This window comes from Thermoanaerobaculia bacterium (assembly GCA_035260525.1).
Lineage (GTDB): Bacteria > Acidobacteriota > Thermoanaerobaculia > UBA5066 > DATFVB01 > DATFVB01.
In genome coordinates, this window is sequence record DATFVB010000115.1 from 1 (window position 1) to 12,441 (window position 12,441).

Below are 12,441 nucleotides of genomic sequence, written 5' to 3' on the forward strand. Positions count from 1 at the left end.
CGCTCTCCGCGGCCGTCACGGAGAAGACGTCCGCCATCCTGCTCGAGCCCGTGATGGGGGAGGCGGGCGTCATTGCGCTTTCGGACGAGTTCCTCCGGGCCGCGCGGAAGGCCGCCGACCGGAGCGGCGCGACGCTGATCTTCGACGAGATCCAGTGCGGGCTCGGGCGGACGGGGACGCTGTTCGCCCATGAGCGCGCCGGCGTGTCGCCGGACGCCGTCACGCTCGCGAAAGCGCTGGGCGGGGGGCTTCCGCTGGGCGCCGTCGTCGTCGGCGAGAAGCTCTCCGGCGTCGTCCGCCCCGGCCACCACGGAACCACGTTCGGCGGAAACCCGCTCGCGTGCCGGCTCGGGCTCGCGTTCCTGGAAGCGATCGAGGAAGAAGGCCTGCTCGCGCGGGTGGAGGCGGCCGGACGCCGGCTCGGTTCCGCGCTCGCGGCGCTCGCGCGCCGGAATCCCTCGGTCCGCGACGTTCGCGGCGCCGGCCTCATCTGGGGGATCGAGCTCGACCGCCCGGCCGGCCCGGTTGCCCGGCGGCTCCTCGATCTCGGGTTCGTCGTCGGAACGGCGCGCGAGCGCGTGATCCGCCTGCTTCCCCCGTACATCATTCCGAGAAGCGCGCTCGCCGGTTTCGTGCGGGCGCTCGATCGAATTCTTTCGGAGGAGAGACCCGCATGAAGGAAACGGTTCGCCGCGCCGCGCTCGCGTATTCGGGAGGGCTCGACACGTCCGTCATCATTCCCTGGCTCAAGGAACACTACGGCTGCGAGGTCGTCGCGGTCGCCGTCGACGTCGGCCAGCAGGAGGAGACTCACGGTCTCGCCGAGAAGGCGCGCCGCACGGGCGCGGCCGACTTCGTCCTCGTCGACGCGCGCGACGAATTCGCCCGCGACTATCTCTTTCCGCTCCTCCGGTCGGGAGCGGTCTACGAGCGGGAGTATCTCCTCGGCACGGCGGCGGCCCGGCCGCTCATCGCCTTGAAGCAGGTGGAGGCGGCGCTCTCGACGGGGTGCGACGCGCTCGCCCACGGGTGCACCGGCAAGGGCAACGACCAGGTTCGATTCGAGCTCGCCTACCAGGCTCTGGCGCCCGAGCTCTCCGTCATCGCGCCGTGGCGCGAATGGTCGATCGCCTCGCGCGAGGACGCGATCGAATACGCCGCCTCCCGCGGAATTCCCGTGCCGGCCACGAAGAAGGACCCGTACTCCCGGGACCGGAACCTCTGGCACATCTCGCACGAAGGGGGAAAACTGGAAGATCCGGCCTGGGAGCCCGACCCGTCGATCTACCGGCTGACCGTGGCGCCGGAAGACGCGCCCGACGCGCCGGAACGCGTCGCGATCGCGTTCGAAGAAGGCTTTCCGGTGGCGGTCGACGGCGAGCCTCTCGGCCCGGCCGCCCTGATCGAACGGCTGAACGCCGTCGGCGGGCGGCACGGCGTGGGCCGGGTGGACCTCGTCGAGAACCGCCTCGTCGGCATCAAGTCGCGCGGCGTGTACGAGACGCCCGGCGGGACGATCCTCGTCGCGGCGCTCCGGGCGCTCGAATCGATCACGCTCGACCGCGACGCCGCGCACGAGAAGGAGCGGCTCGCGGTCCGGTACGCGGAGATCGTGTATTACGGCCAGTGGTTCTCGCCGCTTCGCGAATCGCTCGACGCGTTCTTCGCCTCGCTCGCCGGGAACGTCAACGGCACCGTCGTCGTGAAGCTCTACAAGGGATCGGCGTCGGTCGCGAGCCGGACGTCCCCGTCGTCTCTCTACAATCCGGCGCTCGCCTCGTTCGACATGGCCGGATACACGCCGGCCGACGCCGGAGGGTTCATCCGCCTCTTCGGGCTGCCGACGCGCGGCCGACGCCGCCTCCCCCCGATCGAGGTCTCCGCGCCGCGCCGCGCGGGGGGGAAGCGCTGATGGCGACCGCTCGGACGGCCCTGAATCGAGGTCTGGAGTGAGGGAGTCGCTGAAATCCGAAGTCGCGCGCGGACGATCGCGCGATCGGGTTCTCGGGGGCTCTTCGCATCGCGAAGAGTCTCCCCGAAGTAACCGAGGGGAGGAGGTTCGCGATGCGGGAGCGAAGCGCCGCGAGGCGCCGGGTGGCGGCGCGGTCGAGACTCTGGTGGGGCGAGCCGCGACGCCATCCGGAAATCCTCGTCCCCCGAGCAAGCGAAAGCGACGTGACCTCTGGGGCGGGCGGTTCGCCGCGCCGCCGTCGGAGGAGCTTCGCCGCTTCAACGATTCGTTCGCCTTCGACCGCGAGCTCCTCGCGCACGACGTGCGCGGCTCGATCGCCTGGGCCGCAGCGCTCCGGCAGGCCGGAGCGATATCGCGGGGCGAGGAGACGCGCCTGAGGCGCGCGCTCGAGCGGGTGGCGCGCGCCGGCGCGCCGGAGTCGTCCGACGGCCACGAGGACGTCCACGCGTTCGTCGAGGCGTCGATCCAGAAGACGGCGGGAAAGGCCGCCGGCAAGCTCCACACCGGGCGATCGCGCAACGACCAGGTCGCGACCGACCTCCGCCTCTGGCTGCGCGACGCGTTCCGCGAGGCGCGCCGGCACGCGCTCGCGCTCGCGGCCGTTCTCGCGCGCCGCGGCGAAGACGAGGCGGCGGCGGCGATGCCCGGCTACACGCACGGCAAGCGCGCCGAGCCGGTGACGTTCGGCCACTGGTGCCTCGCGTACGTCGAGATGCTCCTGCGGGACGCCGGGCGCTTCCGGGAAGCCGCCGCGCGCGCCGACGCATGCCCGCTCGGCTCCGGGGCCCTTTCGGGATCGCCGATCGCGGTCGATCGCGCGGCGCTCGCGCGCGATCTCGGCTTCGCGAGGCCGACCGCGAACTCGCTCGACGCGGTGTCGGACCGGGACGGGGGGGCGGACTATCTTTACGCCGCCGCGCTCCTTCTTTCGCACCTGTCGCGCCTCGCCGAAGACGTGATCTTCTTCTCGTCGGACGAGGCCGGGTTCGCGGAGCTGCCCGACGCGCTCGCGACGGGATCGTCGCGCCTGCCGCACAAGAAGAACCCGGACGTCCTCGAGCTCGTGCGGGGCCACGCGGGGCGCGCGGTCGGCGAGCTCGCCGGCCTGCTCGCGGTCCTGAAGGGGATTCCGCTCGCCTACGACAAGGACCTCCAGCTCGACAAGGAGCCGCTCTTCCGGATGCGGGCGGTCCTCGCGGCGGCGCTTCCCGCCCTGGTGGCTCTCGTCGGCGGGCTCTCCCTCGACCGTCCGAAGATGCGGGCGGCGGCGGAAGGAGGCGCCATCCTCGCGACCGAGCTCGCCGACGCTCTCGCCGCGCGGGGCGTCCCGTTCCGCAAGGCGCACGCGCTCGTCGGGAAGCACGTCGCGGCGGCGCTCGCGTCCGGGCGCGGACTGAAGGAGATCTCGCCCTCTGCCGGGATGACGCTGCGCGATCTCGCCGCGATCGATCTGGATCGCGCGCTCGGCAAGCGCCGGGTCTTCGGAGGGACGTCGCCGGCGCGCGTGCGCCAGGCGGCGAAGATCGCCCGGCGCCGGATCGCGCAGGAGGAGAAGCGGCGATGAACCTTCCGAAAGGGTTTCTCGCGAGCGGCGTCCGTTCGGGCGTTCGCAAGAAGCGTCCCGATCTGGCGTTGATCGTCTCGGAACGGGACGCCTCGAACGCCGCGGCGATCTTCACGAAGAACCGCTTCTCCGCCGCGCCGGTCGAGCTCTCGAAAGCCGCGCTGCGGCGCAGCGGTGGCCGGGTCCGGGCGGTGGTCGTCAATTCCGGCTGCGCCAACGCCATCACGGGACCCGAGGGGACACGGGCCGCGGCGCGCGTGCGGCAGCGGGCGGCGGACCTCCTGCGCTGCCCTCCTTCCGAGATCTTTCTCGCCTCCACGGGGGTGATCGGCGTCGTTCTTCCGGACGCGAAGATCCGGGCGGCCCTGCCGGACGCCGTGACGCGGCTCTCGCCGGGAGGGACCGACGCCGCCTCGCACGCGATCCTCACGACCGACGTGGGCCCGAAGGTCGCCTCCGCGACCTTCCGCGAAGGCTCCCGCCGCGGACGCGTCGTCGGGTTCGCGAAAGGCGCGGGGATGATCCACCCGGACATGGCGACGATGCTCGCGTTCGTCATGACCGACGCCGCGGCGACGCCCGCGTATCTGAAGGCCGCCCTCCGCGAGGCCGCGGATTCGACGTTCAACGCGATCTCGGTCGACGGGGACACCTCGACCAACGACACGGTGCTCCTGATGGCCTCGGGCCGCCTCGGCAACGAGCCGCTGTCGGCTCCCGCGGACGGTGAACAATTCCGGCGCGCCGTTTACGACGTCTGCCGGGAGCTCGCCTGGAGGATCGTCCGCGACGGCGAGGGGGCGGGACGGGTGATGGAGATCACGGTTCGCGGGGCGGCGACGGAACGGGACGCGAAGCTGGCCGCCAACGCGATCGCGACGTCGCCGCTCGTCAAGACGGCGCTCGCCGGCGGCGACCCGAACTGGGGCCGGATCCTGGCCGCGATCGGCCGGAGCGGCGCGCGGATCTCGACCCGTCGGGTGGCGCTCTTCGCCGGACCGGTCCGGCTCGTCGCGGAAGGCGCCCCGTGGCCGTACCGCGAACGCGACGCCGCCCGAGTCTTTGCGCGCGAGCGCGTTCCGATCATCGCGGACCTCGGAGCGGGAGAAGCATCCGCGACCGTGCTGGCGAGCGACCTGGGACACGACTACGTCAGTTTGAACGCGGACTACCGTTCCTGAGGCAGGCGCGGCGAATCGATCACCCGCTCGACGGATGAAGTCCGATCCGTCATTGCGAGGAGCGGAGCGACGAAGCAATCTCCAATGCCTGGAATCTGGAGATTGCTTCGCTTCGCTCGCAATGATCCGGACAGGCCGCGATCGCAGTCCCGGAGCCGATCCGTCCCGGCACGGTAGAATCTCCGGGTGAGCGGGACTTCCGACATCCTCGGCCGCGTGCTCTCCGGCGAGCGCCTGTCCTGGGAAGATGCCGCCTCGCTTCTGCGCGACGGGAACCTGCTCGAGCTCGGCGCGGCGGCCAACGAGATCCGGAACCGGAAGAACGACCCCGACGCCGCCTCCTACATCATCGACCGGAACATCAACTACACGAACGTCTGCGTCTACCGCTGCAAGTTCTGCGCGTTCTACCGGCCCGACGGCGCCGACGACGCTTACGTGCTCACGTGGGACCAGATCGGCGAGAAGCTGCAGGAGACGGTCGACCTCGGCGGCACGGGCGTGCTGCTCCAGGGAGGCGTCCACGCGAAGCTCCCGTTCTCCTTCTACGAGGAAATGTTCCGGTTCATCCGGAAGAACTTTCCGACGATCCATCTCCACGCGCTTTCGGCGCCCGAGGTGTACTTCCTCCAGAAGCTCACGAAGCAGCCGATGAAGGACGTCATCGCCCGGCTGCGCGACGCGGGGCTCCAGTCGATCCCCGGCGGCGGCGCCGAGATCCTCGAGGACTCGGTGCGTAAGGCGATCTGGTCGCTGACGAAGGCGCCGGTCGAGAAGTGGGTCGACGTTCACGAGTCGGCGCACGCGCTCGGCATGCGCACGACGGCGACGATGATGTTCGGCGTCGGCGAAACGCTGGAGCAGCGGGTCTTCCATATGCAGGTCGTGCGCGATCTCCAGGACCGGACGTTCGGATTCACGGCCTGGATCCCCTGGACGTTCCAGGAGGAGAACACCGCGCTCGACGGGCAGGTCAGGCTCGCGGGGGGCCACGAGTACCTGAAGACGCTCGCGGTCTCGCGCCTCTTCTTCGACAACATCCGCCACGTGCAGGGCTCGTGGGTGACGCAGGGGGCGAAAATCGGACAGACGAGCCTCTCCTTCGGAGCGGACGACCTCGGCTCGATCATGATCGAGGAAAACGTCGTCGCCGCCGCCGGCGCCCGGAACCGGATGGATCAACAGGGGATGGAGCGGATCATCTCCGAGGCCGGTTACACGCCCGTCCAGCGGCGGACGCTGTACGACGCCTGCTCCGAACCGTGCTGTACGGGTCCGCTCCCCGTTCCGAAGGCGCGGCGGACCGAGCTTTCCGTCCACAGTTCCTCCGGCGACATCGACGACGGAATCGCGACAGCCTAGAGCCGCCGTCCTTCACATGCACGTCGCCGCCGTCGTTCTCGCCGCGGGAGCCTCCTCGCGCATGGGTTCCGCGAAACCGCTCCTGAAGGCGGGGGAGGAAACGCTCGTCGCGCGGGCGGTGCGGATCGCCGCAGAGGCCGGTTGCCGTCCGGTGCTCGCCGTCGTCCACGATTCCGCGGTCGCGATCGAAGCGGAACGGGAGGGAGCGCGAGCCGTCTTCAACGAACGGTGGACGGAAGGGATGTCCACGTCGATCGCCGCCGGGATCGCGCGCGCGGCCGCCGACCCGAACGTCGAGGCGGCGCTCATCCTCGCCTGCGATCAGGTGAGGATCGCCGTCCTCGACCTCGCGGGACTTCTCCGCGCCTTCGAGCTCGGAGCCTTCGCCGCCGCGGCCGATTACGGCAACGGCGCGTACGGCATCCCGGCCGTCTTTGCGCGCTCGGCGTTCCCGATGCTCGAGGATCTCGTCGGCGACGCCGGAGCGAAACGGCTGCTCACCGAGCACGCCGCGGAAGTTCGTCTCGTGGCGATGCCCCGCGCGGCGTTCGACGTGGACCGGGCCGGCGATCTGAGCTGACTCCCCGCGGGAACCCGTCCCTCGTTTTCATGCGGCGTCACCGCGTCCGGGACGGAAGTTCCGTCGAAACCGGGGAAGGCCCCGGCATTCGGTAGATCGTCGCGGTCCCGTCGCGAACGACGACGCTCGACTCTCTCCAGTAGCGCTCCGGGATTCCCAGGGCGTCGAATTCGGCCCGGTCCTTCAGGTCATTCGCGACCGCCCAGTACCGGCCGCCGGCCGAGTCGATGTAGCGGAAAAGAGCCGCCGTGTCGTGCGGAGGAACGTGGAACGCGAGCTCCCACCGTTCGGCCATGAGCGGCACGACGTCGGCGTGCCCGACGGCGTAGAGGCCCGTGTACCAGACTCGAGGCCAGGAGGGATCGGCCGTCGACAGGCGCTCGAGCGCCGCGACTCCGGGCGCGCTCGCGGCGTACGGATCTTCGCCGATCTTCCCCGTGAACACCGCCCACGGCCGCCCTTCGAGGTCCGGCTTCGACGGGAATGCGGCGTACGCGGTCTGGAACGCGGCGATCGCGGCAAGGCCGATCGCGGCGGGGCGCCTTCCGATCCGCGCCGCGATTCGCGCCGCACCGCGGGCCGCCGCAGGGAGGGCGAGCCAGAGCGCGGGCAGCCAGTAACGGACGAGCGGCGTCTTCGTCCAGAGGAGCAGGGTCCCGACGACTCCCGCGGCGAGCCAGACGCGTTCGGTCCGGTCCGTGGAGCGGAGCGCGATCGCCGCGAGCAAGAGGAGCAGGAGAAGGGCCAGTCCGAAGCTCCCCGCGTGCCCCTCGGCGAAACGGTTCGTGTGGATCGTCATGTCGATCGGCCACCAGAGCGCGCCGCGCCACCCTTTCTCGAACGCGAAGCCGCCCCGCCACGCCTCGTCGATCCTGAGACGCCAGAGCGGGGAAGGGAAGATCGACGACAGGACCGGGAAGAAAGGGTTCCGGCTTTCGCGGAACGCGTGCACGAACCACGGACCTCCGGCGAGCAGTGCGCCCGCGCCGCCGAACGCCGCCGCTCGGAAGGCATTGCGCCCGAATCCCGCCGGCCGGCCGCGCCAGAAAGCGTAGAGCAGGAGAGGAGCGACGAAGCCCGCCGTCGAGTATTTCGCGCACCACGCGAGAGCCGCGAGAGCTCCGCAGGAAAACCAGAAAAGGGAGCTGCCCGGCGCTTTCGCGTCGACGGCGACGACGCCGAGGAGGAGGACCGCGATCCATCCGAAGGCGTCGGGCTGCAGGCCGTGCGCGGCCGAAAGCACGAGGGGACAGGAGGCGACCGCGAGCACGACCAGAAAGCCGATTCCCCCGGGAGATTCGTGTGGCGCCGCGTTTCCCCGCGGCGACTCGTCCGGCGCCGCGTTCGCCCGCGGCGCCCGGCACCGGGACGCGGCGATCGCGGCGCACACGGCGAGCGCGGCGAGCATCGCTCCCCGCTGCGCGACCGGATCGAACGAGAACGCCGCCGCCCAGGCGAGCCCGGCCTGCGGCAGGACGAACGGGAACTGTCCGGGCAGGTCGGGAAACGAGTGGAAATGCGCGGCGAGCTTCACCCAGGGGAGATAGCGGGTCAGGGCGTCGAAGCCCGATTCGGGAGCCAGGTTCCGGACGATCGCGGTGGAGGCGAGCAGAAACCCGATCTCGACCCCGGCGGCGGTCGCGCCGTTCCATTCTTCAGCGAGGCGGTGGCCCGCGGAGCGCAGATCCGCCGCGACCGGCCGGATGCCGGCGGCGCCCCACGCCGCCGCGGCGGCGAGCAGAATCGCGAGAAAGGCCGGAGTGAAGACGCCCGCCATCAGAGCGATCGAGATCGCCCACGAGAAGAGGGCGATCCCCATCCCGACCCGGACTCCGGCCGAGAGCGAAGAGTCCGGCAGGACAAGGCGCCCCGCCCGGTCGCCGATCGCCGCGAACAGCGCCGCGGCGGCGCCGAGGACGAGAAGCGCGGCCGCCCGGCGGGGCCCGCCGAGAGCGGCCAGAGCGGCGAGCGAGGCGCCGACGAACAGGCACGCCCCCCGGGCGCCGAAACGCCGCTGGACGGCGGCAAAGACCGCGGCGTGGACCGCCGCGGCCGCGAACGCGGCGGCGGCGAAGCGGACGGGAACGTCGGGCCGCGCCCGGAGCTGCCGGACCGCGACCCAGGCCACGCCGACGACCCCGATCCCCGTCGCGACGAGGAACCCTACGAGGCGCCCGCGCGGGGCGGCGGGAGCGGGCGGGCCCGGAGGGGTTTCGATGGGCCGATTCTAAACGACGAAGTTTTTCGCTCCCCGGGTGTCCCCTTTTGGCCCGGCCGGCGATGAGAAGAGCAGGAAAGGGGAACTCATGCGCCTGGTGAAGCTGTTGGCCTGGATTGGTGTGTGCGCCGCCGCCGGCTGCGCCTCCGTGGGCGTCACGCGGCTGTCGAAGGACTCCGAGTACCGTGAGGGGATCCGGTTCTACCGGCCGCAGCCCTATCTGCTCGTCTCGAGCAAGGGTAACGAGCATCCGGCGCAGATCGTGTGGCTTCCGAAGAAGGACGAGGAATACGTTCTGCGGGTCCGCTCCGGGCTCGGCGCCGTGGACGCCAAATTCGCGCTGCAGGACGGCTGGAACCTGACGGAGTTCGGCGAGTCTCGCGACCCGAAGACGGCCGACATCCTCGGCGCGGCCGTCGGTCTCGCGAAGACCGTGGAGGCGCTCGGGGCGCCGCCCGGGGAGGAGCTCGCCCCGGGGCTGTACGCCGTCGAGTTCGACCCGGCGACGGGGCTCGTCCGGGGCCTCCGGAGGGTCCCGTTCTCCGCCGAGGCCTCGCGATGAGCGGCCGCGGTCCGTCCCCCGGCCGGTCCGGCGTCCCCTCCGGCGGCGGGATGCGCAGTCCCTCGGGCGGCCAAATGCGCAGTCCCTCGGTCGGCGAGATGCGCAGCCCTTCGGGCTGCGAAATGATCGTCCCTCCCTACATCCTCGACGCGATCGCCAGACGCGGCGACGCGGTCGAACGCGCCCGCGCTCTCGAGACGCTCCTCCAGACGGAGCGGCTTCGCGGCCACCGCGACGCTTACGGCGGCGTCTGTCCCACCGTGCCGGCGGGGGAGGAACGGCGCACGGTGTACGACGAGGCCGGGAGCTCCGTCCTTCCCGGGCGCCTCGTCCGCGGGGAAGCGGGACGGGCGTCGAAGGACCCGGCCGTCAACGAGGCCTACGACGGCGCGGGGGCGACGTACGAGTTCTACGAGAAGGTCTTCTGCCGGAGCTCGATCGACGGCAAGGGAATGCGGCTCGATTCGTCGGTCCACTACGGCCGCGACTTCGACAATGCGTTCTGGAACGGCACCCAGATGGTGTACGGCGACGGCGACGGCCGGATCTTCAATCGGTTCACCGTGGCCCTCGACGTGATCGGGCACGAGCTCACGCACGGCGTGACGGGCATGGAGGCGAACTTCGACTACGAGTCGCAGCCGGGCGCGCTGAACGAGAGCTTCTCCGACGTGTTCGGATCGCTCGTCAAGCAGTGGAACCGGCGGGAGACGGTCGACCAGGCTGACTGGCTGATCGGCGCCGGCCTCTTCACGCCGAAGGTGCGCGGGCGCGGGATCCGTTCAATGCTGTACCCGGGGACGGCCTACGACGACCCGGTGCTCGGGAAGGACCCGCAGCCGGCGACCATGAAGGATTACTACGACGGGTACGACGACAACGGCGGCGTGCACGTCAACTCGGGGATCCCGAACCGCGCCTTCGCGCTCGCCGCGGTCGCGATCGGCGGCCACGCATGGGAGAAGGCGGGTGCGATCTGGTACACGGCGCTGACCGAACGGCTCCGACACACGTCCGATTTCAACGACGCCGCGGCCACGACGATCGCGGTCGCGGCCGAGATGTTCGGCTCATCGGGCGCGGAGGAGAAGGCGGTGCGCGAGGCCTGGAAGGCCGTGGGCGTGTCGTCCGCTCGGCGGGCGGCCGCCGCGGCGACGGCGTGAGGATCCGTCATCTCTGGTACCACCGTCTCCGCGGCAGGGAGAAGTCGCGAGTCGCGCGTCGAGAGTCACGGGTCCTGTCGGGGCGGCGGTGCGATCCGGCAGCGACGCTCGCGAAGCTCTCCGGAAGACCGCAGCCGGCGCTCGGATGGTTCTCGCGCGCGATCGCGTGCCTCACGACGCCTTTCAAATTCCTCGGGATCTCGGGCTGGGTCGACACGGGGTGCTCGGGTGAGGGAATCGGCCGGCTCGTCCGCGACGCGCAGCACTCGAGCGACGGGTTCTGGACGGTGGACGTCGCGCTGGACGGGCTCTCGATCGGCGCTCTCGAGGCGCCCGACGAGCGGTACCTTCGCCTGGAATGCGAGCCGGCGACGGCGGCGCACGGCGTCTGCGCGGACCGGCTCCCGCTCGCCGGGGAAACGCTCCGCTTCGGCGGTCCCCTCGTCGTCGACACCGACGGCCCGTTCCTGGAAGTCCATCCGTCAGAGGACTTCGAAGTGATCGGAAGAACGGACGGAAGAGTCGTGGGTCGCGAGTCCCGGGTCGCACGTCGAACGGCGGTCGCCGACGACTCCGTCATGGCGAGGGAGCGACCTGTCCGCCATAGCTCGAAGAGCGGCGGCGGAAGCGACCACGGCAATCTCCCTGGGACCGGTCGTCGAGGATCGGCGCTCTTCGCCGCTTCATGAGCCGTCCGCCTCCTCTCGCCTTCCCTTCCTTCGACCCGTCGAAGCGCCACATCCTCGCGCTGGACGGCGGCGGCGTGCGCGGCATCCTCACTCTGCACATGCTCGCGGCATTCGAGGCGCAGGCGGGGATCCCGGCGTGCGAGGCGTTCGACCTCTTCGCCGGGACCTCGACCGGAGGCATCATCGCGGCTCTCCTGGCGTTCTCTCGCATGAGCGCGAACGAGATCCTCGAGCTCTACGCGCGGATGGTCGGCCGCGTCTTCCGGAGGAGCTTCTCGAGCTCGACGCTCGGGCGCCTCGTCTCCCGCCGGATGTACCGCCGGTCGAGCGCCGTCGCCGAGCTCGCGGTTCGCCTCGACGACCTCGCCCTGCGAGATCTCGCGACGCGGGGAGGGAAGCGCCAGGCGATCATGCTCACCACGCACGACCTCGTGCGAAACGAAGAGCTGTTCCTTTCGAGCTATCCGTTCAAGTCCGGAAAACCGAACATCGCGCTCGACTGGCCGGTGCGCGACGCCGTCGCGGCGACCGCGCTCTCCGCGCCCTGGTACTTCGGGCCGTGGGCCGGCCGGTACATCGACGGCGGGACGACGGTTTTCAACACGCCGGCGCGTCAGGCCGCGTTCGAAGCGCTCGACTACTGCGCCGACCCGCTCTTCGAACGGGGGAAGACCGTCCTCTGGAGCTTCGGGACGGGCTCCTTCGCTTCGAACGTCCGCGGGCGCGAGGCGGATCGGTGGTTTCCGTGGAAGTGGGCTCAGCGGCTCCTGACGGACATCCAGGGGGACGCCGAGGCCGACCAGCTCTACGGCTGCCGGCGCCTCGCGCAGAACGGCGACATCGAGTTCCACCGGTTCGACGTCGAGATCACGATGGAGAAGATGGTCCGCGACTACGGCTTCGCGGCGTCGGACGTCCCGGCGCTGCCGATCGGGCTGGACTGCCTGGACGCCGTCGAGTTCCTGCGCGAGCTGGGGAGGAGGCTGACCGGAAGGGCGTATAATCGTGAACGGCCAGCCAGGAGGCAAAAATGAAAAAGATCGTACTGCGACGCGTACTCGGGACGCTGGCCGCGGCGTGGGCGGCGGTGTTCTTTTGCGGGGCGAGCCTTCGCGTCCTCGCCGACTGCGCGAGCTTCGGCCTTCCGTTC

At 70.8% G+C, this 12,441-nt stretch carries 11 protein-coding genes; 10 read left to right on the forward strand and 1 reads right to left on the reverse strand.

What is annotated here, in order from left to right:
• From VKH46_05595 to VKH46_05620, 6 genes are all read left to right on the forward strand, one after another.
• Positions 1–677, forward strand: a 677-nt coding sequence (locus tag VKH46_05595) for an aminotransferase class III-fold pyridoxal phosphate-dependent enzyme (GenBank protein ID HKB70298.1), incomplete at its 5' end; no start/stop codon positions are given.
• A complete protein-coding gene (locus tag VKH46_05600; GenBank protein HKB70299.1) occupies positions 674–1,912 on the forward strand; it encodes an argininosuccinate synthase in 1,239 nt (412 codons plus the stop codon). The genes VKH46_05595 and VKH46_05600, both read left to right, overlap by 4 nt.
• 205 nt (positions 1,913–2,117) lie before the next feature.
• Entirely contained in the window at positions 2,118–3,536 is a 1,419-nt protein-coding gene (argH, locus tag VKH46_05605) for an argininosuccinate lyase (protein ID HKB70300.1), read from the forward strand.
• Positions 3,533–4,717: a bifunctional glutamate N-acetyltransferase/amino-acid acetyltransferase ArgJ gene (argJ, locus tag VKH46_05610; GenBank protein HKB70301.1), complete on the forward strand. Its 1,185-nt coding sequence runs from the start codon at positions 3,533–3,535 to the stop codon at positions 4,715–4,717. The genes argH and argJ overlap by 4 nt, the downstream gene beginning before the upstream one ends.
• Positions 4,718–4,903: 186 nt before the next feature.
• Positions 4,904–6,079, forward strand: a complete 1,176-nt coding sequence (gene mqnC, locus VKH46_05615) for a cyclic dehypoxanthinyl futalosine synthase (GenBank protein ID HKB70302.1) — start codon at positions 4,904–4,906, stop codon at positions 6,077–6,079.
• A 16-nt stretch (positions 6,080–6,095) separates the two neighbouring features.
• Positions 6,096–6,659, forward strand: coding sequence for an NTP transferase domain-containing protein (locus VKH46_05620; GenBank protein ID HKB70303.1), 564 nt, complete (start codon positions 6,096–6,098; stop codon positions 6,657–6,659).
• A gap of 37 nt (positions 6,660–6,696) precedes the next feature.
• On the opposite strand, the gene VKH46_05625 is transcribed toward VKH46_05620, so the two are convergent.
• The gene (locus VKH46_05625) at positions 6,697–8,787 is read right to left on the reverse strand and encodes a hypothetical protein (GenBank protein ID HKB70304.1); all 2,091 of its coding nucleotides are present in this window, start codon (positions 8,785–8,787) and stop codon (positions 6,697–6,699) included.
• Positions 8,788–8,965: 178 nt separating this feature from the next.
• On the opposite strand from VKH46_05625, the gene VKH46_05630 reads away from it, so the two are divergent.
• From VKH46_05630 to VKH46_05645, 4 genes are all read left to right on the forward strand, one after another.
• Complete coding sequence (locus VKH46_05630) at positions 8,966–9,439, forward strand: hypothetical protein (protein ID HKB70305.1); 474 nt, start codon at positions 8,966–8,968, stop codon at positions 9,437–9,439.
• A 122-nt stretch (positions 9,440–9,561) separates the two neighbouring features.
• Positions 9,562–10,602: a M4 family metallopeptidase gene (locus VKH46_05635; protein HKB70306.1), complete on the forward strand. Its 1,041-nt coding sequence runs from the start codon at positions 9,562–9,564 to the stop codon at positions 10,600–10,602.
• Complete coding sequence (locus VKH46_05640; protein ID HKB70307.1) at positions 10,599–11,291, forward strand: hypothetical protein; 693 nt, start codon at positions 10,599–10,601, stop codon at positions 11,289–11,291. The genes VKH46_05635 and VKH46_05640 overlap by 4 nt, the downstream gene beginning before the upstream one ends.
• The gene (locus VKH46_05645) at positions 11,288–12,325 is read left to right on the forward strand and encodes a patatin-like phospholipase family protein (GenBank protein ID HKB70308.1); all 1,038 of its coding nucleotides are present in this window, start codon (positions 11,288–11,290) and stop codon (positions 12,323–12,325) included. Before VKH46_05640 ends, VKH46_05645 begins: the two co-directional genes overlap by 4 nt.
• Positions 12,326–12,441 lie beyond the last annotated feature (116 nt).